Source organism: Bacteroidales bacterium (assembly GCA_017521245.1).
Taxonomy (GTDB): Bacteria; Bacteroidota; Bacteroidia; order Bacteroidales; family G3-4614; genus Caccoplasma_A.
The window spans coordinates 1-24,017 of the sequence record JAFXDI010000052.1; the positions used below are offsets into that span (position 1 = coordinate 1).

At 32.3% G+C, this 24,017-nt stretch carries 23 protein-coding genes; 6 read left to right on the top strand and 17 right to left on the bottom strand.

Features of this window, described 5'->3' with window-relative positions; all coding sequences use genetic code 11:
- Nucleotides 1–31 precede the first annotated feature (31 nt).
- Nucleotides 32–1,273 (top strand): ABC transporter permease, encoded by a 1,242-nt coding sequence (locus IKK64_08425; GenBank protein ID MBR4120082.1) that lies wholly within the window; start codon nt 32–34, stop codon nt 1,271–1,273.
- Nucleotides 1,274–1,282: 9 nt separating this feature from the next.
- Here IKK64_08425 and IKK64_08430 read toward each other — a convergent pair whose 3' ends face one another.
- The 7 genes from IKK64_08430 to IKK64_08460 form a co-directional block, all read right to left on the bottom strand.
- The gene (locus IKK64_08430) at nt 1,283–2,560 is read right to left on the bottom strand and encodes a porin (GenBank protein MBR4120083.1); all 1,278 of its coding nucleotides are present in this window, start codon (nt 2,558–2,560) and stop codon (nt 1,283–1,285) included.
- 74 nt (nt 2,561–2,634) lie between these two features.
- Nucleotides 2,635–3,138, bottom strand: a complete 504-nt coding sequence (locus IKK64_08435) for a hypothetical protein (protein ID MBR4120084.1) — start codon at nt 3,136–3,138, stop codon at nt 2,635–2,637.
- Nucleotides 3,139–3,697: 559 nt separating this feature from the next.
- Entirely contained in the window at nt 3,698–5,005 is a 1,308-nt protein-coding gene (guaA, locus tag IKK64_08440; GenBank protein ID MBR4120085.1) for a glutamine-hydrolyzing GMP synthase, read from the bottom strand.
- A 313-nt stretch (nt 5,006–5,318) separates the two neighbouring features.
- Complete coding sequence (locus IKK64_08445) at nt 5,319–7,454, bottom strand: S8 family peptidase (GenBank protein MBR4120086.1); 2,136 nt, start codon at nt 7,452–7,454, stop codon at nt 5,319–5,321.
- A gap of 2 nt (nt 7,455–7,456) precedes the next feature.
- Complete coding sequence (locus IKK64_08450) at nt 7,457–7,951, bottom strand: PaaI family thioesterase (GenBank protein MBR4120087.1); 495 nt, start codon at nt 7,949–7,951, stop codon at nt 7,457–7,459.
- Nucleotides 7,952–7,979: 28 nt separating this feature from the next.
- Entirely contained in the window at nt 7,980–8,387 is a 408-nt protein-coding gene (locus IKK64_08455; protein MBR4120088.1) for a secondary thiamine-phosphate synthase enzyme YjbQ, read from the bottom strand.
- A gap of 10 nt (nt 8,388–8,397) precedes the next feature.
- Nucleotides 8,398–9,204 carry an MBL fold metallo-hydrolase gene (locus IKK64_08460; protein MBR4120089.1) on the bottom strand — a complete coding sequence of 269 codons (807 nt, stop codon included), beginning with the start codon at nt 9,202–9,204 and terminating at the stop codon, nt 8,398–8,400.
- A 161-nt stretch (nt 9,205–9,365) separates the two neighbouring features.
- On the opposite strand from IKK64_08460, the gene IKK64_08465 reads away from it, so the two are divergent.
- From IKK64_08465 to IKK64_08475, 3 genes are read left to right on the top strand one after another with little or no spacing between them, the layout of a single operon-like run.
- Complete coding sequence (locus tag IKK64_08465; protein ID MBR4120090.1) at nt 9,366–9,668, top strand: ATP-dependent Clp protease adaptor ClpS; 303 nt, start codon at nt 9,366–9,368, stop codon at nt 9,666–9,668.
- An 8-nt stretch (nt 9,669–9,676) separates the two neighbouring features.
- Entirely contained in the window at nt 9,677–11,890 is a 2,214-nt protein-coding gene (locus tag IKK64_08470) for an AAA family ATPase (protein MBR4120091.1), read from the top strand.
- Nucleotides 11,877–12,539, top strand: a complete 663-nt coding sequence (locus IKK64_08475) for a leucyl/phenylalanyl-tRNA--protein transferase (protein ID MBR4120092.1) — start codon at nt 11,877–11,879, stop codon at nt 12,537–12,539. Before IKK64_08470 ends, IKK64_08475 begins: the two co-directional genes overlap by 14 nt.
- Nucleotides 12,540–12,642: 103 nt before the next feature.
- Here IKK64_08475 and prmA read toward each other — a convergent pair whose 3' ends face one another.
- From prmA to IKK64_08495, 4 genes are all read right to left on the bottom strand, one after another.
- Complete coding sequence (gene prmA / locus IKK64_08480) at nt 12,643–13,488, bottom strand: 50S ribosomal protein L11 methyltransferase (GenBank protein MBR4120093.1); 846 nt, start codon at nt 13,486–13,488, stop codon at nt 12,643–12,645.
- On the bottom strand, nt 13,485–14,237 hold the full coding sequence (locus tag IKK64_08485; GenBank protein ID MBR4120094.1) for a tetratricopeptide repeat protein: 753 nt from the start codon (nt 14,235–14,237) through the stop codon (nt 13,485–13,487). The genes prmA and IKK64_08485 overlap by 4 nt, the downstream gene beginning before the upstream one ends.
- Nucleotides 14,238–14,533: 296 nt before the next feature.
- Nucleotides 14,534–14,866 (bottom strand): phage holin family protein, encoded by a 333-nt coding sequence (locus IKK64_08490; GenBank protein ID MBR4120095.1) that lies wholly within the window; start codon nt 14,864–14,866, stop codon nt 14,534–14,536.
- A 17-nt stretch (nt 14,867–14,883) separates the two neighbouring features.
- A complete protein-coding gene (locus IKK64_08495) occupies nt 14,884–15,096 on the bottom strand; it encodes a YtxH domain-containing protein (protein ID MBR4120096.1) in 213 nt (70 codons plus the stop codon).
- Between the two features lie 119 nt (nt 15,097–15,215).
- Between IKK64_08495 and IKK64_08500 the strand changes: the two genes are divergently transcribed.
- Together IKK64_08500 and IKK64_08505 are read left to right on the top strand one after the other, a co-directional pair.
- Complete coding sequence (locus IKK64_08500) at nt 15,216–15,536, top strand: multidrug efflux SMR transporter (GenBank protein ID MBR4120097.1); 321 nt, start codon at nt 15,216–15,218, stop codon at nt 15,534–15,536.
- A gap of 2 nt (nt 15,537–15,538) precedes the next feature.
- A complete protein-coding gene (locus IKK64_08505) occupies nt 15,539–16,744 on the top strand; it encodes an SAM-dependent methyltransferase (protein MBR4120098.1) in 1,206 nt (401 codons plus the stop codon).
- Here IKK64_08505 and smpB read toward each other — a convergent pair.
- The 6 genes from smpB to IKK64_08535 all read right to left on the bottom strand — a co-directional run bounded on the left by smpB (nt 16,734) and on the right by IKK64_08535 (nt 23,905).
- Nucleotides 16,734–17,189 carry an SsrA-binding protein SmpB gene (smpB, locus tag IKK64_08510; GenBank protein ID MBR4120099.1) on the bottom strand — a complete coding sequence of 152 codons (456 nt, stop codon included), beginning with the start codon at nt 17,187–17,189 and terminating at the stop codon, nt 16,734–16,736. The two genes, IKK64_08505 and smpB, sit on opposite strands and share 11 nt — an antisense overlap.
- Nucleotides 17,190–17,744, bottom strand: coding sequence for a hypothetical protein (locus tag IKK64_08515; protein ID MBR4120100.1), 555 nt, complete (start codon nt 17,742–17,744; stop codon nt 17,190–17,192).
- A gap of 129 nt (nt 17,745–17,873) precedes the next feature.
- The gene (locus IKK64_08520; protein MBR4120101.1) at nt 17,874–18,425 is read right to left on the bottom strand and encodes an NADH peroxidase; all 552 of its coding nucleotides are present in this window, start codon (nt 18,423–18,425) and stop codon (nt 17,874–17,876) included.
- A 41-nt stretch (nt 18,426–18,466) separates the two neighbouring features.
- Complete coding sequence (locus IKK64_08525) at nt 18,467–18,898, bottom strand: transcriptional repressor (protein ID MBR4120102.1); 432 nt, start codon at nt 18,896–18,898, stop codon at nt 18,467–18,469.
- Between the two features lie 125 nt (nt 18,899–19,023).
- Nucleotides 19,024–22,422, bottom strand: a complete 3,399-nt coding sequence (locus tag IKK64_08530) for an AAA family ATPase (protein MBR4120103.1) — start codon at nt 22,420–22,422, stop codon at nt 19,024–19,026.
- 127 nt (nt 22,423–22,549) lie between these two features.
- Nucleotides 22,550–23,905: an outer membrane beta-barrel protein gene (locus tag IKK64_08535; protein MBR4120104.1), complete on the bottom strand. Its 1,356-nt coding sequence runs from the start codon at nt 23,903–23,905 to the stop codon at nt 22,550–22,552.
- Nucleotides 23,906–24,017: the final 112 nt, after the last annotated feature.

The window sequence follows — 24,017 nt, forward strand, 5'->3', positions numbered from 1 at the left end:
AAGCATTAGAAGCATATCCGGGTAGAACTCTATGATACTCGAAAAGTACATAGCAAAAAAAATTAATACCGAAGGTAATCATAAAAAGAGTACTCCTGCTGTTAAAATTGCAACAGTAGGAGTTGCTCTTGGTATAGCAACCATGATTTTGGCATTGACAATAGTTATTGGGTTTAAAAATAGTGTTGCTGAGAAAGCCATAGGATTTGCCTCTCATGTACGAATTACAGGTATAACAGATGAACTGCTTACCAATACTACCCCTATATCGGTAGATAGTTCAATATGTAATATGCTTAAAGCATCGCCAAAAGTATTATCAATTGGAAAGAGTGCAGAGCAATCTGCTGTATTTAAAACTGATACTGATTTTTCAGGTGTAATACTTAAAGGTATTGATGCTAATTACGATAACTCATTCTTTAAGAACTCTTTGGTTGAGGGAGAGTTACCTCTACTCTCCGACTCCACTGCATCAAATCAAATATTGCTATCAGAAAATATAGCAACTAAACTTCAGTTGGGTGTTGGCGAAAGTATCTTATGTTATTTTATAGATAGCGATAAAGTAAAGGTACGTAAATTTAATATATCGGGAATATATAATACCAATTTTATTGAGTATGACTCTTTTTATGCTCTTTGCGACTTAAAGGTTTTGCAGAGTGTGAATAAGTGGGAAGATGATCAATATACATCATTAGAGATAAAATTAAAGGAGTTTTCAGATACCGACTCTTTTACTCACGAACTCCGATACTCTATAATTGGCAATAGCGATGCTTATGGTAATTCCTATTTTGTGGAGTCGGCATTAGAGATTAATCCGCAACTATTTAATTGGCTTGACCTCTTGGATATGAATGTATGGATAATAATAGTGCTGATGTCTCTTGTCTCTGGTTTTACTATTATATCGGGAGTTCTTATAATTATACTTGAAAAAACTGCAACAATAGGCGTTTTAAAATCATTTGGAGCAACCGATAGTTTTATTAGAAGAACATTTATCTATCTCTCTTCATATATGATACTTAAAGGAGTATTATGGGGAAACATATTAGGATTGACTCTTTGTGCAATTCAATACTACTTTGGTGTTATAAAACTTGATGCAGCAACATACTATATATCTGAAGTTCCAATTGAAATTAATTGGTGGTTGTTACTATTATTAAATATTGGAGCAATGCTCACTCTATTTTTAATGGTAACAATACCCACACAAATAATTTCAAAAATCAAACCCTCCGAAACAATCCGTTACGAATAGTTTAGGCGTTTAGAAGTTATATTGAGCCATAATCTGCATTCTGTTTGCAAATGATTTTAAATCATCTTGGTTTTTTCTTGCACCCCATAGATATTCAATTCCAAATTGCCAATCTTTAGCAACTGTTAAAAACATATTTGCCGCTAAATATTGACCTTGTTTATACATTGGTGGAGAATATAATATATCGCCATTATCAAACAATCTTAAATAACTATAGTTTATTGAAGTGAAGAGATTTTGTGTAATATTATATTGTAATCCAACAACAGCGCCAGCCGAAGGCATAGGCTCTAATCTGCCACCATTCTCTGAAATATAGAGGTCAAGATTATTACCTCCTAAGTCATTAATATATTTTGATATACCCTTGCCATATACACCTTGATAATATAGTGTGAACTTTTTGCCCATATTAGCTAAACCACTCATCTGAACACCCCATCCAAAAGCGGTGCGGCCTTTTACGTTTAGTAAATCGTTATATCGCATACCTCTTAAAACCCCTGATAATCTTAAATGTGAACCATTCTGCCATTCATACTGAATATAGATTGGAATATCGGGACATCTCTGTTTGGCAATCTGAACAAAATCATTAGTTGTAGCAGTGTATTTAGGATTCTCTATTGCAATAGCAAATTCCCATCTTTCCCTAAATGGCAATGTATAGCGGAATTGAACATTACGTGCAGCAACCGTTGCTGATGGACCTTCAAAATCTATTGTAGGAGGAATGGCTGCGAGATCGGTAAATGTACTCCAACTCTGTCCTATCAATAAACCTCTGAACGATATATAAGCCTGCCTTAATCTCAAGGCATAGTTATTACCTCTGAAATCAGTTTCGATGTAAGCACTAAATTTTTTTAATATTCTATTTTGACCAACCAATTTAAAGAAAAGTCGAGAAGTAGAGGCATCCATTAAAAATTGACTCCTATTTAAATCTCCTTTTGGAACAGGAATAGAGTATGTGACAAAATCAATATTGTCAGCAATACCAGCAAAGTCGTACGAAGCAGTTGCCTTTACATATCCTCCAATACCAAAAGCAACTCTGTTCTTACGGTCAACCATTATAAATCGAGGGGCTCTTGGATCTTGAAAATAAGGAGATTCACTCTCTTTAAATAGGTCAACAGTTATTTGAACTTCGGAAGGTACGTTATCTCCCGTAATGAAAATTAATGCTCTTTCTTCTTTGATTTTTCTTTTTGATTCTTGAGCATTAATAACAGACGGAGCGATTAATATCGCAAACAGTAATAAATAAACTCTTTTCATATCAGCATTAGTTTATGTTTGTTAAACTAACACCTTACGAAAAGAGTTTGTTTAAAAGTATATATTATAGTTGATTACTTTTCTAAATATTTCTCAGCAGCTTCAACTATTTTAGAGAATCCTATCATAAATGGTATATATATTACAAAATATATTCCTACATAAACTATTGGTATAAAAGAATCTATTGCTATAGAGACTATAATTCCTGAGACAATACCAATTATAAGCACTATCAATGTAATTGCAGATATTACATTAGACCATTTTGTTGTTTTGCTTTTTGTATTATTATCAATAGGATTCTCTATTGTTACATATTTTAAAATTTCATTGTATTCTTCATCTGTAACTTCGATTGGTACATAAGAATTAATTTCTTTACAATATTTTTGCTTGGAAGCATGCCATTTGCACTCTTTTGTCCCATCCCAAACATCAAAATACTTAATTTCTTTTGTTGATTTTGATTCATCTATAAGACCAAGAGATATTAAAAGTTCTTCTCTCTTTTTCTGTTCTTCAAATTCTTTTTCTTTTTTCATTTTATTGATGAATTCCTCTACTTTGGGGTTCATAGCCTTAAAAATTTTATAGTTATTGCAATATTGCCTTTTTTATATCTGCACTAACTATAAAAAAAAGAAAGCGCAGACTCTCGCCAACGCTCTCAGGCTCACCACAAGCCGAATACACAATGGTTAAGTCTGCACCTCTATAGGTACAAACCCAATTGCGTATTCTTTTGCTCGTTCATTTCCGAGGTGGTGATTCGAGAGCGATTGAGCAAATTATGATAATATGTTATTAGTCAAATTGCCTTGACTTTAGTTACAAAGATAGTTATAAAATTTAGTTATACTCTTAAATTTGATAATAATTCTTTATATTTATTGTAAATTTCTGTTGATTAAAACTCGTTATTCGCAATCCGCACGTGTACAAACTGCGTCTGTACTGCGTGCGACATTTGCTACTCGTTTTGTCTATAGTCGTAAATCCCATTGACCAACCTTTTGTTGCCTTTGGCAATCGCATCCCGCGTGGCACTATCTTCGTCAGTGCTGCACGCGACTAACTGCTCAAAAGGTTGCTCTATAGTCGTAAAAAAAATAGGAGCATTTGCTCCTATCTTTTTTACTCCCATTCAATAGTGGCACTAGGTTTTGGTGAGAGGTCGTAACATACGCGATTGATGTTTGGTACCTCTTTCAAAATCCTGTCTGTTATCTTTTGTAGTATTGGCCAATCTATTAACTCTATTGATGCTGTCATTGCATCTATTGTGTTTACGGCACGTATTATTACTGGCCAATCGTATGAACGTGCATTGTTACGTACTCCTACTGATTTGAAGTCGGGTACTATTGTAAAGTATTGCCATACTGTTTTGTCAAGTCCTGCAATCTTGAACTCTTCTCGTAGTATTGCATCACTCTCGCGTAGTGCCTCTAACCTATCGCGTGTGATTGCTCCTAAACAACGTACTCCTAATCCTGGTCCTGGGAATGGTTGGCGATATACCATATCGTATGGTAAACCTAACTCTAATCCACATGCACGTACTTCATCTTTGAATAGTTGACGTAATGGTTCTACTAATTCAAACTGCAAGTCTTCAGGTAGTCCTCCTACATTGTGGTGCGATTTTACCATCTTGGCAGTTTTTGTTCCGCTCTCTACAATGTCAGGGTATATTGTTCCTTGTCCTAAATAGTCTATTCCGTCAAGTTTACGAGCCTCTTCTTCAAATACTCTAATGAACTCCCCTCCTATTATTTTACGTTTCTCTTCAGGATCTGCTACGTTCTCTAATTTTGTTAAGAAACGCTCTGTTGCATCAACATATATAAGGTTTGCATTTAATTGATTGCGGAATATCTCTACTACTGCTTCTGACTCTCCTTTACGCATTAATCCGTGATTAACGTGTACACATACCAAGTTGTTGCCTATTGCTTTTAATAATAATGCTGCAACTACTGAACTGTCAACTCCTCCTGAAAGCGCTAACAATACTTTTTTGTTTCCTACTTGACGGCGAATTAACTCTATTTGGTCGTTTACAAAGTTTGTCATGTTCCAATTTGCTTCTGCTTTACATTCATCAAAAACAAATCCTTTTACTGCTTCTTTTATCGCTTCTTCATCATCGGTAAATTGTGCAAGTTTTACTGAACATTGTGCTTTGTCGTGTCCTGCCGCCATTACTGGGAATCCTGCTTCGTATATCTCAGGAAGAACGTCTATCTCTACTCCGTCTATTACATTGTTAGGTCCTCCGTTTATAATTATTCCTTTTACATTGGGAAGGGCCTTGAGTTCTGTTGCTGTTATATCGTGTGGATATATTTCGCTATATACACCCAATGCACGGATAGCTCTTGCTAATACTGTATTTTCGTGGCTACCCAAATCAAGAATAACAATCATGTCTTGTTTCATATTCGTAATATTTTATAGTGTTTACTCTGTTTCTTTAATCAAAAAAAGGACATCCCATAGGGAGCCCTTTGCGTTTATAATATTGTTCTAATTACTTTCAAAGTTAGGCAGCAAACGTACTCTCTCCCTATTATCTGACACAATTTTGTCAGTGTGCTAATAGGCGGAAGAAGTACTTTTATTTGCATGCTTAACAACAACTAACTATTTATGAAAAAAATCTAAGGATTTGTATCCTTTTTATTCAGGTGCAAAATTAGTGATTTTATAAAAATTGACAATATTTTTAGCGATATTTTTTTTAATTTTTTTTCTATGGGATTATGAACTTATTTGTGATGGTTGAATGCTCCCCTATTACTCTTTTTATATATACCCCTTTTTTATATGTAGATGTGTCTATTAATGATTCTTCGCCCGATGTAACTCTACTGATATTTTTTGAATATATTGCTTTGCCTGTGATGTCATATATTTTTATATCGGCATTGACTATATCTTTTGTAAATAGTAGTTTTATGTTATTTGCTGAATTGTTATGTGTTATTATAATATTGTTATTTGTGATGGGCTCTACCCCGTCAATGCCATTAAGGATTAAGCACTCTTTTATACCTTCCCATGCGTCTATCTTTCCGTATCCCCAGATGTTGTCTGAATTTGATGTTTCTCCTGTAAATTCATCTCTTCTTGAGGTTTTAATGATTATATCTTTAATTTCTTCGGGCGATAATGTTGGACGTGCCTCTAACCATGTGGCTATTATTCCTGTTACCACTGGCGCAGCCATTGATGTTCCACTCATAATTCCATAGTAGTATGTCTCTCCGTTTTGTGTTACTTTTGTTCCTAAATCCAAATAGGGCTTGTAATAACTGCTTTGTGCTATATTGGGTGAATTTGAGAATGAAGATACTACTCCTTCGCCTGGTGCTGTTACATCAGGCTTTTGGCGTCCATCGGTTGTTGGTCCTTTGCTCGATTCTGAACTTATACTTCCTACAACTCCTCCGAATGAAGGTTTGTTTACATAAGAGCCAACTGATATTATTCTGTTTCCTGTGCCTCCTACTTCATTAATACTATAATAGGTATCTCCTGAAGTGTGTGTTGATAATCCATAACTATCAAATGTATCTCTATAACTCCACGCATGTATTGTATTATCTTTTGAACTATTTATGCTAATCTCAATAGCATAATCATCTGATGTTTGTGTTAGTGATTTTACTATGAGTATATGCGGTTTCCTTGTGTTTGGCAACGTTTCGCTGTATATCTCTATTGTTCCTGCAATACCTTGGTTTAATGTGTATGCTGTTGATGTACCAAACATTGAATATACTGTTGAGGATTGTGATACGTAGGTATTTGTTGCTTTATTATATAGTGATAATTTTACGTTTAAATTGGTGTTTGAGTTGCCATATATCTCAACATAATCAATGTTTTGAGATGTGTAACTGTATAGATTATATGAGCATGGCATAAATGTCTTAAATGTGTCAGAGTTTGATGATATTGTTTTTGATACGTGACTATTGGTTGCTCCGCTATTACCTGCTGCTCCTACTAGAATTTTGCCATCTCCTTGTAATCTGTCTGCGATAATGTCAAAATCTGAGGTACCATCACGTGGACCCATAAAACTGCCTATGCTTATATTTATAACAGCAGGTTTGTCTACTTCATTTGCATAGTCATAGATATATGAAATTGCATCTGAGATGCTTGATGAATATCCATCGTAAGATACAAATACAATGTCCGATTCTGTTGCTACTCCATAATAGTCGCATCCTTTATAGCCTCCTGTGGCAATCCCTGCAACGTGTATCCCATGAGTTCCATTGTCTGTATCATATTTTATGCCTTCAATCTCGGCCTGTGTTGTGTATTCACTGCCATAATCAAAACCTTCTGGTGTATTACCTAATGTGTCGGTTTGATTCCAATAGCGTTTTATCCTCAACTCTCCATTTGAATTGTAGAAGTTTATATGGTCAAGTTGTATGCCTTGATCTATGATGCCAACAATAACTCCTTTGCCTGTATATGATGATGGTATATTAATTGCATTGTGAACATCATCAATGCTATTGTCAATACGAACATCGTTTAGCATGGGAAAGGCGAGAGTCCCAATCTCTATCCTATCGACACCATCAATATTGGCAATCTCCTCTATTAATGAATGTGAAACTCTTATTGTTGCTATATTATCTATAATTCTATTTACTCTTATCCCTAAATTTTCAATCTCGTTCAATGCTGACACATTTGAAAAATGTACATAACAAGCATATATCTTGTTACTTTGATTGTTGCTCTTTAGCCGCATTTTATTGTTTTGTGAAAGTATGCTTTGTGTATATAGAGAGAGTTCGCCTGAATAGATATTCAGACTAAATAGGAGTAATAGTGTAAATAGTTTTATATGGGGTTTCATATTTATAACGATGCTATAATCTCTTCAAGTGTTATCTCCTCGCCTTCTTGAGGCACGTACTCAACAAGAGCATCTTTAGGTTGGAATGTAAAATATAGGCATTGTGCCTTTGAGCATACTTCACCTGCTGAGTTATATAGTTCTGCTTCAATAGTAACTAAATTTCTACGGCGCTCAACTTCTCTTGCTCTAATAATTAGATATGAGTCTTTTGTTGATACTGGTTTTAAATATCGAGTCTCCATTTTAGAGGTTACTCCTGTTGCATTACAGTTTCGCATTACTACCCACGCACAAATTTCATCGAGCATTACGGCTTGAATTCCTCCGTGAAGTGTGTCTAACCAACCTTGAAATTGTTGTTCAGGCTTCCACACTGAAACAACATCCTCTCCATCAGAATAGAAACTCATTCTAACTCCAGCTTTATTGTCTGGCGCACATCCAAAACAGAAATATCCGGGAATTTCGCACCATGGATTTGTTAACTTTTTCATGATATATAATTTGTTTTTATAATATTTGTTATTCAATAATTGTTGCTACAATGCTACGTGATGATGCACTATCTCTAAATTCGCATAAATATATTCCTTGCCATATTCCTATATTTAGTTTTCCGTTGGTTATGGGAATTGATAGCGAACTTCCGATTAATGATGCTTTAATATGTGCAGGCATATCATCGTCTCCCTCTAATGTGTGTAAATAATATGGTTGGCGTTCTTTGACTATATCATTAAGTGCTGCATCTAAATCGTGGCGAACATCAGGATCGGCATTTTCGTTAATTGATAATGCTGCAGATGTGTGTTTTATAAATAGGTTCAAAATCCCACATTTTGGTAGTGGTGGTAATGCTGATAATACTTCGCTTGTTACTAAGTGGCATCCCCTATTACGACTCTTTAATTTAAATTCTATTTGATACATTGCTTTTTATTTACATATATAACTCTGTCCCACAGTAGTTATAAAATACTTTATCGTTAAATTTATTTTTAAAGATTGTGTAACTATCCAACCCTGTGCAATGACATACTCCAATGCTCTCTGGTATATCACTCTTTAAGTATTCTATTATGTTTTGCGTGTCAATTGGTAGTGAATCTACAAGATGAAATCCTCCCACTAAGTATTTGATTTTTTGTAATGGAAAATATTCTCTTGCTGAGGTAATTATGTTTGTTATTCCTCTGTGTGAACATGCACTTAAGAGTGATATTTTATTGTCTTTTTTTATAACTATAAATAGTTCGTCATCAAATATATCCGGAATTCTGCCCTTTTCTGTTTTGATTTCAAAATCTGAGAAGTGAGTATCAACTGTATTTATAATCTTAATGTTTGGTATAACGAATATATCTTTTGTGATCTCTGCTATTTTATCAATAAATATAAATCTGCTTAAATCTATATTTTCAATATCACAAATACCATTCTCTCTCTTGCCTCTGAATTTAGGTGTGAGGATTTCTCTCTTACATATAATCTGAGCCTTTGTATTGAGATTTAAGAATGATTTTAGTCCTCCAGTGTGGTCGCTATGCCCATGCGATAGTATCAGGTAGTCAACTTCCTCTATATTCTTGCTTAGAACATTAGCATTGTTTATGAAAAGGTCACTCGCTCCTGTATCAAATAGAATTAGCTTGCCATTTGCTTCTATTAGTATTGATAACCCATGTTCGGCAAGTAGTCCCCTACCCTTTACGCTGTTTTCAACTAATGTTGTAACCTTTATATTCATTTCTCAAATATTTATTGCAATATTACAAAAAAAATCAATAATATACTATGATGACATTGTTATATAATTAGTGATCTTTTTGATTTAGATATTATTCTTTATTTATAAAGTAATTTTATTTACTTAATTTTGCTTGTTGATTAATAGATTGAATTTAAGATATGGTACAAACTAAATCTAATATTAAAGAGAAACAACGCATAGATACTAAAGAGCCAAGTATGTATAATGTTATAATTCATAATGATGATGTAACAACTATGGATTTTGTTGTGATGATTCTGATGGATATATTTTTTTATTCTGAAGTTGATGCAACGGAGTTAATGTTGCAAGTTCATAACTTGGGTAAAGCAATTGTGGGTACTTATACGTATGATATTGCTCATTCAAAAGCATCTATGGCAACTAGCCTTGCTCGTAAAAATAATTTTCCTTTACATTTAACTATTGAAGCTGAATAAATTATACTATGCCAAATATAAAACAAACTGATAGACTCTCTAATATATTTAATAAAGCTCTATATATATGTAAGCAATATAGACATCAATTTCTTATGCCAGAACATATGCTTTATGCTATGATTTCTGATGATAATTTTAATGATGCTATTGATATCTATTACGATTCTGATGATTTAAAACTTGAAATTGAAGATTTTTTGTCGAAACTTGAAACTGTGCCATCTGATGATGACTATGATCCCGAGATTTCATCACAATTGTCAGAGGTTATTCAATACGCTCTTGAAGATACTAAAGATAGTAATATTGAATATATGGATATTCATAACATTATTAAAGGTATTTTTAAATTGACAGAATCGTGGGCTGCATATTTGCTTAGAAAAAGTGTTGATAATAATGTTGAGGCCTTTATTGGAAAATTGATTGAATATGTTGCATTTGATAATGATTTCCATGATGGGAAATATGATTTGCCTAACCTTGATGATATTGCGTGGAAAGAGTATGTTGTGTGCATGAATGATTATTACGATAGGCAAAATCCCCTAATAGGTCGTAAAAATGAGTTGCAACGCACTATTCAAATTTTATGTCGTCTTGATAAAAATAACGTCTTGCATATTGGTGAACCAGGAGTGGGTAAAACCGCTCTAATTTGGGGACTTGCTCGTTTAATTGAAGAGGGCAATGTCCCAGATAGGTTGAAAAATAGTAGAATATATAAGGTTGATGTTGGAACTCTTTTGGCTGGTACTCAATTCAGAGGTGATTTTGAAAATCGCATAAAGCAAATTATGGATGGTATTCAAAGTGAGAGCGATAATAATATTGTTTATATTGATGAAATTCATACTCTTGTTGGTGCAGGTTCTAATAGCGAGGGGGCTATGGATGCTTCAAATATGCTTAAACCTTACCTTGAAGCTGGTGTTGTTCGTTTTATTGGTTCAACAACCTACGAGGAATATAATAAGCATTTTTCTCGTTCAAAGGGTATGATTAGGCGCTTTCAGCAGATAGATATTTTGGAACCTTCTATTGAAGAGACAAAGAATATAATTAAGCAATTACTTCCTCGATATGAGGTGTATCATAATGTGACATATTCTGAAGATGCTATATCATACGCTGTTGAGGCGAGTGCTAAGCATATTAACGATAGATTTCTCCCTGATAAGGCTATTGATTTAATTGATGAGGCAGGTGCTGTTAAAGAGATTGAGAAGAGAGGTAAGGTAATTAACAAATCAGATATTGCTGATATTTTGTCTAAAACTTGTAAAGTTTCTGCTTTGGCTGATGCTGATGATAATGAGTATAAGTTGTTGTATAAATTATCATCAAGAATGTTATCACAAATTTATGGGCAAGATGAGGCTGTAAGGCAGGTTGTTGAAGCGGTACAGATGTCTCGTGCCGGTTTGTTGGATGAGAATAAACCTTTGGCTTCGTTGCTTTTTGTTGGACCAACAGGTGTTGGTAAAACAGAATTGGCTCGTGTTTTGTCTAAAGAGCTATCTGTTGATTTAATCAGATTTGATATGAGCGAATATACTGAGAAACACTCTGTTGCAAAACTTATTGGTTCTCCTGCAGGATATGTGGGTTATGAAGATGGCGGTTTGCTAACTGATGCTATACGTAAATCTCCAAATTGTGTATTGTTACTTGATGAGATTGAAAAGGCTCATCAAGATATTTATGATATTCTTTTGCAGGTAATGGATTATGCTCGTTTAACCGATAATAAAGGTCGCCAAGCAGATTTTAGAAATGTTATTATAATAATGACTACTAATGCTGGTGCACAATATGCTTCTCAAGCTTCGGTAGGTTTTGCCGGCTCTGTTTCTCGAGGGGACGCTATGATGAAACAAGTAAAGAAAACATTCAAACCTGAATTTTTAAATCGCTTATCAGGAACAGTTGTCTTCCATGATATGGACAGAGAAATGGCAAAACTTATCCTTAAAAAGAAACTGAAAGAACTTGAAGCAAAACTTAAAGTAAAGAGTGTAAAAATGAAGTTAACGCCCAAGGCTTTAGAGTATCTTTTGAATAAAGGATATACTGTAGAGTATGGAGCAAGAGAGATGGATAGAGTTATTGCTCAAAAGTTAAAGCCTATCTTAATGCGTGAGATATTATTTGGAAGTCTAAAAAATGGTGGTGAGATAAAAATTGACCATAAGATTTTAGAAAATGAAGTTGTATAAATTAGATAATGAATTATGGTTTCCCGACCCTACTTCTTGTGAGACTGATGAGATTATCGCTATTGGTGGAGAATTGTCTGTTGATAGGTTATTATTGGCATATAGTAACGGATATTTTCCATATTTTGCTTATAAATTAGATAAAACACCTGAATGGCACTGTCCTTTGGATAGGTTTGTGATATTCCCTGAGGAGATACACGTGAGCCATTCAATGAGGCAACTTATAAATAAAGGATTATATGAGGTTACTATCAATAAAGACTTTGTGGGTGTTATAAATGGCTGTTGTAAAGTTGATGATAGGGATAAAGATTTTGGAGCTTGGTTAAGTCCTGATATAATTAAAGCATATACTGAACTTCAAAAACAAGGATACGCTGCAAGTGTTGAGGTATGGAGAAAAGATAACGAGAACGATCTGCTTGTTGGCGGACTATATGGTGTTGTTATTGGCAATGCTTTTATGGGTGAGAGTATGTTTTCATTAGAGCCTAATACTTCAAAGTTGGCATTGATAACTCTTGCTCTATTTCTTAAAGAGAATGGAGGTGTGCTTATTGATTGCCAATATGAAACTTCGCACTTAAAATCAATGGGCGGAAGACATATATCTTATAATGAATATATGAAGTTGCTAAACTCTTAGAATATAATTTTAATATTGGTTTTATGTAAAAAGAAGAACCTTATTATTCATGAGGTTCTTCTTTTTTTTGATATTTTGGATAGTTGTGAATCTTAGGTTTTAATTACTGTTTTTGTAGTTTTAAAGAAGCCCAATCATCTTTTTCTTTTTTGCTTATGAGCTTAAAGTTATACTTTAATGCTTCTACCTCAATATCTTCTATATCTGAATTGTAAAATCCACTAACGAATAGTATTCCTTCTTTATTTATTGCTTTAGCATATATCTCCATATCAGATATTAGGATATTTTTGTTTATGTTGGCTAGTATTATGTCAAAAGTTGAAATACCTATTGCCTCTGCCCCACCCAATCGTATATCCATATTTGTGCATTGATTAAGCTTTGCATTATCGATAGCATTGTTATATGCTCGTTCATCTATATCAATAGCAGATACATTTTTTGCTCCACATTTTGTTGATGCTATCGCAAGTATGGCTGTGCCACATCCCATATCTAATACATCTTTTCCTGCAATATCTTCTTCTAATATCCATTGTGTCATCATAGCTGTTGTTTGATGATGTCCACTTCCAAACGCCATTATAGGATTTATAAGGATGTCGTATTTGGGATTTGTTGTAATAGTGTCTTTGGGTGAGTGAATTACACATTCATTACCTATATATATTGGTGTAAAACTCTCTTCTACCCAAGTTTTATTCCAATCTTCATTCTCTACCTCAATGCTATTATAAGTTATGTCGCAGTCAAAAGGGTTTTGTGCTATTGCTTCAGTAACTATATCTTCAGAATAATTCTCTTTTAATATATAACATTTGATTCCGTTTTCTGAAGGGATAAATGTTTCGTAATTTTCATTTGCTAATAATGCCGCCATTACATCAGCGGCATCCTCAGAATAGGGTGTTATAATTAGTGTTGTTTCGATATATTGCCCTGTCATTTTTTATTCATCTTTTTTAGAAGGTTGGGGTATTTTTTATCTCTTACATGAGGATAGTTTGGATATAGTTGCAATACCTTTTCGTACATTTTTTTTGCCTCAGTATAGTTGTCTAACTTTTCATATACTATGGCTGTCGTAACCATTAGTTGAATATACATCCAATTGTTTTCCCTTAATTTATCATCTGATTCAAATGCAACTAATGCTTTTTTATATTGTTCTAATGATTGCTTTGTATTTCCTCCTAAGAAATCGGGCATATATAGGAAGATATTACCTGATAATATATTAATTATTGGATCTTCTGGAGCAAGATTTATTGCTGCTTTTGCATTTTTCATCATACCTCGTGCAAGTGTTGTTGCTCTTAGTGGTGACATTGCTATTTGGAATCCAATTATATTTGCGTGATATCCTTTTAGTAAAGCATTATTAGGATCATTCTTTGAAAGCGATGTTACTAATGGCAAGGCTTTGTCTATATAATCTTCTGCACGATCTTCGTCTTTAATATCGATAAGATGTCCTATATATCCGTAGTAGTATCCTAATAATTCTGTTTTTGAAACTGCATCTCGTTTTGTTATATCTCCCTCAAATTGTGTTATTAATTTATCCCACTTACTTACATTCCCACTTATAAAAAGTTTGTAGAAATTCTCTTTGTAGTTGGTTTGTTGTGCAGAGGCAGATAATGTAATTGATATAAATATTGATATAATTAATAATGATAAGATTTTTTTCATTTTGTCATTAATTTGGGTGTTTATTGTCTTTATATTTTCATGACAAAATTACTAAAAATATACTTATACTCAATAGGCATCCTCTTATTTTTATTTATTAAAGAGTTTCAAAACAGAAATGCCTACTCTTATACCTTCAGTAAATGAGGTTAATAATGATAGTTTATTTGATATTTTACTAATTATATTGTTTTCATTATTACTTGGGGAAGATATGCAATTTGTAAATTCTTCTTCCTTAGTTGTAATCTTATTTTTTAATAACCTTCGTTTCTCTTCTAATTGATATAAGTAGTTCATGACTCTATTATTTTAGTAATAAATTTTGCGATTGGAATATCGATAATATATTTTCTAAAGAGATATATAAATATCCATATCAGAATATAAATAGTTGTCCCTATTATAAAGGCGTATATTTCTCCTAATAATGGTTTGATAATAAATACTATGGACAGTACAATAAATGTTGTGATAAGTGTAAATAATAATATCCCTATTATTGTAATTAATATAGATGATATAATTTGTGTTATCTTTATTGTTGCTTCTGTCTTTAGTAGTTCTTTACGAAGACGGAGGTATTCATTAACCTCCGCCATCATTCCCTTAGTTTTGTTTTCTATCATAGCAAAAGAGGTTTTGTCTATACTTTTTGATCCTCTTTGTCACACTCGTTAGTGACGCATTTTTTTAATTCTTCGAGATCGTTCTTTGATAGTTTTATACCATGCTTATTCATAAAATCATAAATATTAGCACGTGTTTCAGATCCCTTTGCCGGAGCAAATAACATTCCAACTGCAGCACCCGCAGCAACACCACCTATGAAGGCGGTTAGTAAACATAAACCTTTCATAACCATTAATTTTTAATACATATATATAACACAAATTATCTGTGTTATGTTTAGATAATTGCTTCAATAATGGTTGTGTTAATGATAAAAATATTAACTTTGTTAAAAGTTTTATCAATATGAATTGGATTACATTAATTGTTGCCGGACTTTTTGAAGTTGGTTTTACATTTTGTATGGGCAAGGCTCGAGAGTCAACAGGATTAGAGTTCTATTTGTGGGGATTAGGCTTTCTTGCTTCTTTAGCATTGAGTATGATACTGTTAGCTAAGGCAACGCAATATATCCCAATGGGTACTGCTTATCCTGTTTGGACTGGGATTGGTGCTGTTGGCACTGTTTTAATGGGGATTTTCTTTTTTAATGAACCTGTAACTTTTACGAGACTATTTTTTATTACAACGCTTATTGTGTCAATTATAGGTCTTAAACTTGTATAACAATGATTGTACCTGATCTTAATCAACAATTTTGGGATTTTGTACATTCTCATGCTGATGATAATTGTTTGTCGTTACGTCTGAAATATTCTAATGTTTCGGATTTTAATATCTCATATGCTATTGATCAAATTGAAGCACGACAAAAGGTTAAGGATAAACTTTCATTTGTTGCCCATAATAAAAGATTCTTATTCCCCTCTATATTGTCAGCAGAACAATGTACTTGTGAAGCGGTTGCTCGTTTTAAGGCAAATCATATTCTAAAAGGTTGTTATAACTCAATATGTGATTTAACTGGTGGTCTTGGTATTGACACACTTGCTTTTTCTTCTGTTATTCCGAGTGTTACATACGTAGAACGCTATGCGGAGTATTGTTTGGCTGCAAATCATAATTTTAGATTACTTAATAGAAATATAAGAGTTATTAATAGTGATTGCTCTGATTTTTTAAAAGAGAATATTGGTTTTGATGCTCTCTATATTGATCCTGCTCGAAGGGGTGAATCAAATAAACGCCTTTTTGCTTTTGCTGATTGTGAGCCTAATGTTGTTGAGTTGCTACCTCGTATGTTTGAGGTGGCAAATGATGTATATATTAAAGCCTCTCCTATGGCTGATATTTCAATGTCAATTAATGAGTTGAAATATGTTTGCGATATTTATGTTATATCATATAAGAATGAGTGCAAGGAGTTGCTTTTTAGGTTGAATAAAAGTGAAACAGCTATTAATGATGTTAATATTATATGTGTTGATATTCAAACCTCTTCTACTTCGTTATATAAATTTAAATATCTTGAAGAGAGTAGTATATCAGACATTGTTTACTCTGATCCTTTAAATTACTTATATGAACCTTCTTCTGCTATTTTAAAGGCTGGAGCTTTTAAATCAGTTGCTAAGTTTTATGATGTTAAAAAATTAGCACAAAGTAGCCACATTTATACTTCAAATAGTTTTGTTAATAGTTTTCAAGGAAGAAAATTTAAAATTGATAATGTTATCCCCTTCTCTTCAAAGTTAGTAAAGAGTTTGTTTAAAACTATTCCTGTGGCTAATATCTCTGTTAGAAATTTTCCTTTAAAGGCTGATGAGTTAAGGAGGAAATTGAAAATTAAAGATGGTGGAGACATCTATATCTTTGCAACAACCGATTGCAATAAACAAAAAATATTGATTTTATGTAGTAAAATTACTTCTTAAACATTCTGTCCATTGAGCGTTTATCTTCACGCTCTTTAATTGACTGCCTTTTATCGTATATCTTTTTACCTCTTGCAACAGCAATCTCTAACTTTGCTCTACCATTCTCATCAATAAAGAGTCTTGTGGGGATTATTGAAAATCCTGATTCTTTATCTGTTTTTGATATTTTTCGTAACTCTTTTTTTGTTAAAAGAAGTTTTCTGTCTCTACGAGTTGAGTGATTGTTATATGTTCCGTAAAAGTACTCTGCTATATACATATTCTTTACCCACAACTCTCCATTTATAAAATAACAATATGTATCGGCAAGTCCTGCTTTACCTTCTCTAATTGATTTAATTTCGGTTCCGGTAAGGACAATACCTGCTTTGTACTTATCTATTATTTCATAATCGAAAGTAGCACGTTTATTTTTTATATTTATTTGACTCTTTGTTTTCATCTATTCTATTAGTGATAAAAGGGTTCGTAATATAAGAGATATTATTATAGGAACCATAATTGTCGTAACTGATATTGTTATAACAAATATAGAGTTTGTCTTATTAGATTCTGAATTAATATATTTATATCCTATCCAACCTATATATATTATATATAGCGATAATGGTGCTATATAGTTTGTATAGGATGAGAATATTGTCATTAATATATAAAATAATACGGTTATTGATGTAATATACATAGTATATGTATTACACTTGTTTGTATTATAGTTTTTAAATACTTTTTTTGCTATAAATGATATTAAATAATATGCTCCAAAAAATTGCATAAAACCAATTACTGCATACTGTATTGCTCTCTCAATTCCGGAATCACTTCGAAGTGAAGTAAATTCAATTTCTAATAAAAAGATAATAATGGCGAATAACCCTAAAATAGGATACAGTAATGTAGAGGATAGCTGCTCAATTGATATTCCCTCCTGAGATATCCTCTCCCACCCTTTTTTAGGAGAAACTATAAGTGTTAGTAAATTCTTTATGGGAGTCATTATTTTATTGTCTTTTTTTTAGAATTGCAAAGTTAGTAAATGTTTGTTAATCTTAAAATATTGATTTTGTTTTATGTAAAAAAAATAGTGAGGTGTTGCCTCACTATTTTAATCACTATATTTATTTTATTACTTTTTAAAGTATCTGTTAAATAGACCTTCAAATCCTTTTCCGTGACGAGCTTCATCTTTTGCCATTTCATGAACGGTATCGTGTATTGCATCAAGATTTAACTCTTTAGCACGTTTTGCTATACGGAATTTATCTGCACATGCTCCGCTTTCAGCATTCATTCTCTTGTCAAGGTTTGTTTTAGTATCCCAAACAACATCTCCTAAAAGTTCTGCAAATTTTGCAGCATGCTCAGCCTCTTCCCAAGCGTAACGTTTGAATGCTTCTGCAATTTCAGGATATCCTTCGCGATCTGCTTGACGGCTCATTGCTAAATACATACCAACCTCAGTACACTCTCCCATAAAGTGATTGTTCAAATCTTTAATCATCTCCTCGTCGCAACCTTTTGCAACTCCAATAACATGCTCTTGAACAAACTCTAATTTTCCGTCTTCTACTTTCTCTTGAAATTTCTCTGCTGGAACTTTACATAGAGGACATCTCTCGGGAGCAGTTTCACCTTCATGAATATAACCACATACTGTACAAATCCATTTCTTTGCCATAATCTTTTCGTTTTAAATTGTTTATAAATTAGTTTATTTAATTAGTTTTTTCTCTTTTTACATTCAGGGCAATATCCATACACATATAATTCAGAATTCAGTATTTCACAATCATCAATATAATTCCCTTTTAAAATTGGTGGATTTATATTTAAATCTGTTACTGAACCGCATTGGTTACACATAAAATGTGTATGGGGTTTTATTTCCGCATCAAATCTTGTGTTTTTTTCATCTATTGTTAGCATTAATGCAGCTCCACTATCAACTAATAGTTTAAGTGTATTATATACTGTAGTTTTTGATAGTGTTGGCATTGTTGGATATAAATCAGAGAATATTTGGTCAACGGTTGGATGTATTCTGTTTTCCATTAAATAGTTCATAATAGCCAAACGTTGTACAGAAGGTCTTATGCCGTATCTCATTAACCTTTCTTGTCCACTCTCGTTTATTTCCTTTTTGTTTTGCATAAACAATTACAATAATTACATATTTGAAATCATTACAAAAGTACAATAATTTTATTATTCTGCAAATTTTTTTGAAGAAAAATTTTATGATATTTTATAACATATTGATAATTAGTAAAATAAAATTACAAATCTGTATAGTGAAAGTATGAGTTTTTCTCCTTTAAATAGTTTATTAATATCGAATATAAAGAATTCATAGAAAGCAAATCAGAATTTCCAACAAATATTAGTTGTTTTTTTGCTCGAGTCATGGCAACATTTAGTTTCCGATCGATAAGGTATCCGTCTTCTATAAAGGTATTCTCAGTCAAAAATTTGAGTTGCGATGTTTCTTGTATGATAAAGCCGTAAATAATGTGTTCTCTTTGACTTCCCTGAAAACGCTCCACTGTATCAATTGTTATATTCTCAAACCCAAACCCCGGATATTGGGCTTGTAATGTGTGTTTTATTGTTGCAATTTGATTTCGATACGGGACAATAACTCCTACGGTTTTATCTATATCAAAATTATCTTTATTTAAATTATATAATCTATATATAATATGTGCTATTAATTCTGCTTCTTCTTTATTAACCTTGTTTGCAATTATCTTTTCTTGAGTCTTGGCTGAAAAGAAAACAACTCTATGGGATGATAAAATGTTTGATAACTTATCAGAATACTCATTAGTTTCAAATTTTTCAATCTGATGAGGTAAGGGTACTATATCTAAATTGTTGTTATAGAATTGTTTGTTTGGAATCTCTGCTATCTCATAATGCATGCGCCCTTGTTTTGTTAGCATATATGTTACTGAGTCATTGCATTTATATTTCCTTAATAATCGCTCAAATAGAGATAGAGAACAATCTGTCAAATATATATCGTTTAATATCTTATTATCAGTTTTAGATTCATAATTTGGTTGTTGAATAACAGCTGGTAGTTGCTTATGATCCCCAATCATTACGAATTTCTTAATTACTGGTACACCATTCCTTTCTTCTGATAGTACACCTATAATATTGGGCTCAAGAATTTGTGAGGCTTCATCAATAATTGCAAGATTAAATTGTTTCAAATCGTATAGCGAGGAATTATTGTTTAGCGCTGCAGTTGTTCCAACAAAAACCCGTGTATTTGTAATAAGAGTGTTTAATTCTCTAACGTTAGAACAATCTTTTGATTTGTTTTCTAATAGAAACTCTTTATATCTATTATCGCAAGAGTTTTTGTTTCCTATGCGTATAAAGTCAATATCTTCTTCTACAAGTTTTGAGCATATTTCATCAACTGCTCTATTAGTATATGATAATAGAAGTATATTTGAATTCTCTTCTGTTAGTTCTTCTTTGAGCGTTGTCAATAATCCAAATGATGTCTTACCTGTTCCAGGAGGGCCAATAATTAAGAACAAATCTTCTGCTTGTTTTACTCTTAATGCTAATTCGTTAAATTTTCCATACTCTCCATTAAGTCTCTTTGATTTATCTACTATTGGGGCGCGTTGTAATAAAATTAAATCTTTTCTATCTTTTGGTGCAGAGATAAATGTATGCATACCCCTATATAGAGCGTTGTATGATGACTCAAAAAAATCGTGCTCAATCGCCCACTCCTTATCTAAATCTTTAATGAATATGTTTGCATTAGATTGTACTGCCCTTAATGATAATTTAATTAAATCAGTACTTATTGATGATATTGTGCAACGATGAACAATCGTTTTTCTTAAATCGGGCAAGGTGTTTTTTAAGTATGGATATAATATTACTATATCTCCAACTCTAAAGTTTGCTATATCGTGGTTAGTTGTCTCTTTAAACTCTAATTCTACCTCTTCTACTATTCCTATATGGTTAATTGATGGGGTTATAAGTGTTAGCTTATCGTATATATTTCCAGCATTTAGTTTCTCTTCAAGAGTATCGTGCCACTTAGATGCAAAACCGCTATTCTCTTTTTGTTTATTTCCTACTTTTGAATATATATGTTCGTTCTCAATAAACTTTAAAAATTGCAAGTAGTACTCCAATTCTAACTCAGTAGCATTTTGTATAGGAGCCAATAATGTTGAGAGTTGAGGGTATATATATTTATTCCATAAATTATTGTTGATGTTTTTACTATTAATTCTCTCAGGGGTTAATTCTTTTAATATATGAATACCCTCCTCAGCATATTTGTATTCGTTATGTACAATTTCGTTTCTAATCTTAATTGATTGGAATACTAATTCCGGAGCGAATCCTAAACCTAATAGACTATTTTTATATTTTGAATATAGTAAGAATGCATTTAATTTGTTGTTATTTTCTTTGTATTGTTCAGGATAGTTATATCGTAATATTGTCATATATAGAAGCATCTGAACATAATGCTTTTTAAGTGCAATTGGTGTATCAGTATCTAATTGAGGGAATCCACATCTACCAGATTTTTGCTCTATTAATAGAGAAAAGTCAGATTGTAGTAAATCCATACGTCCTTGTAAGCCTAACATCTCAGAGAAGAATGATGGTTCTAACAGAATATTATCAAAGTTTATTGAAGATACTATCTTAGGTAACTCCTCTCCTATTGATTTTTGTATATTAGTTTTCTGATTTTTTGCATTTAGATGGAAATCTTGGCTAATATTTGCAGCTAATAATGATAGTGCATTATTCTTGAAAAAAGTCTTTATACTATCATTATACGGTACTCTTAAATCTTTAGAGTGTATCTCTTCATCCAAAAATTGACTTGCTAAATTTCCTAAGAGTATAGCTTCGGATGTTACATTTGGTTTTATTTTATTAATTAGGTATAGTATTGCATCTTCGGCATACGATTCAAAACATAGTGCTATTGATGATATATCAACTAAATAGTCCGGCTCAAAAATTATAAGTTCAGGAATTATTATATCATTTTCGAATTTTGGTTTGATAATATTTAGTTGTGCGTTCTCATATAGTAATTCAGAAATATAACTCCAATTGTATTTATATACACCACATTCTGCTCCGTAATATATTTTGATTTCTTTATCTCTATCCTCTTCACTTATACAATATATGTATTCATTATCCCAATTATGAACAATAACTCTTATATAGTCAATGTTATTATTCTCTCTTTTTCTTAATAGTTTATCTTTTGGAAAATGATTAAATAATTTTTGTGGAACAGGAGTGTTGTAAATTAAAGAAATAAACTGAGAGAGCGTTTTTAAATCATATAGATATATTTTTTTTAAAGCATCATCAGAATAATCATTAATATTCTTTATTCTTGTTCTAAAATCATTTATCATATATGAGAGTTCTCTTGTTGCCTTGAACTCTTTTAAAAGATATTCTGTTTTTGCAAATCTCCCTACTAGTTTAATTGTTACAAAAGATGTGTTTTGGTTTAATATTCTACCATATATAATATTTAAAATAGAATATGATAGTTTGTAATCAGGTAAAGTTTGAAGTGATGATTCTAAATACGAATATAACTTTTCTGCACTATCCTTATAATTATCTTCGCTATCAATCTTAACAGACATATCTTTCTCTACAATATTTAATTTATATTACAAAACTAAAAAATAAATATTGAATATTTGTGAATCATTATATAAAAAAATAAGCCCCATTAGGGGCTTATGTCTTAATATGTATATTGTTCCAATCTTAGAAATTAAAATTGAGACTTGCTCCAACTAAGTCGTTTTTACGATTATAATTATTTGTCAAGCCTGCTCCATTTGCGTTTGCCACATCACGATCTTGATAGAAAGAGTGGAAATATCCCACATTTACTTTCATAAAATCAGTACAATTAAATTGAGCACCAACACCTAAACACCATGAATTTAGATTGAAGTTTGTATCTTTCATTTGTTCATCGCTAAAGCCATACTTAGTTCTCTGCATACCAGCACTTAATGTAACAACCTTATGAACATCATATTCTATACCAAATAACCCTTCAATAGTGTTTTTATCTACATTTGTTGCTGCACCTTTAGCGGCCTTGTCATGGTAGTGGTGAAAACCTCCACTAATTCTTAACGATTTGATAGGAGAATATTCTACACCAATAGTAAATAGTGCAGGAATATCTGAACGAACTTCTGCTCCGTCTTTGTATTCGGGCATCAACATATCTACATTTGCACTATTATTAGATTCGTTTTTAAGATTTAGTTTTGTACGGAACTCATATTTTGCAGCTACATTCCATTGTCCCATCTTAAAGTCTATACCCAGTATAGGTGTTACTCCAAATGCTTTTTGATTACAATCAAGGGTGTAATCTGATGTCATTCCTGCGAAAGTCATCATTTGAGCATACTCAACACTTGTATTTGGGTATCGTTGTGCAATTGCTGCATATTGCTGTGAGTTTAATCCGTTTGCAGTAATTCCAGTCATACTTCCCTCATATCCCATACTTGCAAATACTCCTCGTACTCCAACAGATACTGATAGTTGATCAATGATTTTATATGCAGTTCCTACTTGGAATCCATAAATAATTTGTTTTCCTGTCAATGATTGGTTTATTGTATAAGCACTACCACCTTTTTGAGCAACACTACCTCCAATCATACCCTCAAACATTGATAATCCATTCTCAAACTCACATGTTCCGCCACCTCCAACAACAGAGAATTGTGCGGCTATTGACCAATTATTATTAATTACGTATGCATATTGTATTGATGGAATAATGGGTGCTGCTGCTTTTCCTTCAAAATATCTCTCTTGTGTTGGATTGTTCGAGTTAAGTTGAAAATAATTAGCAGATGATGTTATTTGTCGTTTTTGTACAGCTGCTTGGTAATTCAATGAGATATGAAATCCTTTGTCTAAAAATGCTACTCCAGCAGGATTGTAATATACCGCATCAATGTCTATTGCAGCATCTCTTGATGGATTTCTCACATAAGCAGCACTTTGGTTAGTGTTTGTTAATAAACCTCCGGCAAATGCAGATGTTGTTGCCATTAATAGTGTTAATCCTAGTAAAATTCTCTTCTTCATCTAATTTAAGTTTTGTGAATAATATGTTGTTGCTTTATCTCTTAGTGTTGCAACAAATCGGCGGCAAAATTAGATAAAATATTTAAATTACACAATTGTTGTAAATGTGTGC

Excerpts from the sequence above, each read along its gene's own strand:
- smpB (MBR4120099.1), bottom strand. The coding sequence starts at position 17,189 with ATGAAAACAAAGAGTCAAATAAATATAAAAAATAAACGTGCTACTTTC.
- IKK64_08475 (MBR4120092.1), top strand. The coding sequence starts at position 11,877 with ATGAAGTTGTATAAATTAGATAATGAATTATGGTTTCCCGACCCTACT.
- IKK64_08495 (MBR4120096.1), bottom strand. The coding sequence starts at position 15,096 with ATGAAAGGTTTATGTTTACTAACCGCCTTCATAGGTGGTGTTGCTGCG.
- IKK64_08505 (MBR4120098.1), top strand. The coding sequence starts at position 15,539 with ATGATTGTACCTGATCTTAATCAACAATTTTGGGATTTTGTACATTCT.
- IKK64_08450 (MBR4120087.1), bottom strand. The coding sequence starts at position 7,951 with ATGAAAAAGTTAACAAATCCATGGTGCGAAATTCCCGGATATTTCTGT.
- IKK64_08515 (MBR4120100.1), bottom strand. The coding sequence starts at position 17,744 with ATGACTCCCATAAAGAATTTACTAACACTTATAGTTTCTCCTAAAAAA.
- IKK64_08525 (MBR4120102.1), bottom strand. The coding sequence starts at position 18,898 with ATGCAAAACAAAAAGGAAATAAACGAGAGTGGACAAGAAAGGTTAATG.
- IKK64_08470 (MBR4120091.1), top strand. The coding sequence starts at position 9,677 with ATGCCAAATATAAAACAAACTGATAGACTCTCTAATATATTTAATAAA.
- IKK64_08530 (MBR4120103.1), bottom strand. The coding sequence starts at position 22,422 with ATGTCTGTTAAGATTGATAGCGAAGATAATTATAAGGATAGTGCAGAA.
- IKK64_08465 (MBR4120090.1), top strand. The coding sequence starts at position 9,366 with ATGGTACAAACTAAATCTAATATTAAAGAGAAACAACGCATAGATACT.
- IKK64_08500 (MBR4120097.1), top strand. The coding sequence starts at position 15,216 with ATGAATTGGATTACATTAATTGTTGCCGGACTTTTTGAAGTTGGTTTT.
- IKK64_08445 (MBR4120086.1), bottom strand. The coding sequence starts at position 7,454 with ATGAAACCCCATATAAAACTATTTACACTATTACTCCTATTTAGTCTG.
- IKK64_08485 (MBR4120094.1), bottom strand. The coding sequence starts at position 14,237 with ATGAAAAAAATCTTATCATTATTAATTATATCAATATTTATATCAATT.
- prmA (MBR4120093.1), bottom strand. The coding sequence starts at position 13,488 with ATGACAGGGCAATATATCGAAACAACACTAATTATAACACCCTATTCT.
- IKK64_08425 (MBR4120082.1), top strand. The coding sequence starts at position 32 with ATGATACTCGAAAAGTACATAGCAAAAAAAATTAATACCGAAGGTAAT.
- IKK64_08490 (MBR4120095.1), bottom strand. The coding sequence starts at position 14,866 with ATGATAGAAAACAAAACTAAGGGAATGATGGCGGAGGTTAATGAATAC.
- guaA (MBR4120085.1), bottom strand. The coding sequence starts at position 5,005 with ATGAAACAAGACATGATTGTTATTCTTGATTTGGGTAGCCACGAAAAT.
- IKK64_08535 (MBR4120104.1), bottom strand. The coding sequence starts at position 23,905 with ATGAAGAAGAGAATTTTACTAGGATTAACACTATTAATGGCAACAACA.
- IKK64_08460 (MBR4120089.1), bottom strand. The coding sequence starts at position 9,204 with ATGAATATAAAGGTTACAACATTAGTTGAAAACAGCGTAAAGGGTAGG.
- IKK64_08455 (MBR4120088.1), bottom strand. The coding sequence starts at position 8,387 with ATGTATCAAATAGAATTTAAATTAAAGAGTCGTAATAGGGGATGCCAC.
- IKK64_08435 (MBR4120084.1), bottom strand. The coding sequence starts at position 3,138 with ATGAACCCCAAAGTAGAGGAATTCATCAATAAAATGAAAAAAGAAAAA.
- IKK64_08520 (MBR4120101.1), bottom strand. The coding sequence starts at position 18,425 with ATGGCAAAGAAATGGATTTGTACAGTATGTGGTTATATTCATGAAGGT.
- IKK64_08430 (MBR4120083.1), bottom strand. The coding sequence starts at position 2,560 with ATGAAAAGAGTTTATTTATTACTGTTTGCGATATTAATCGCTCCGTCT.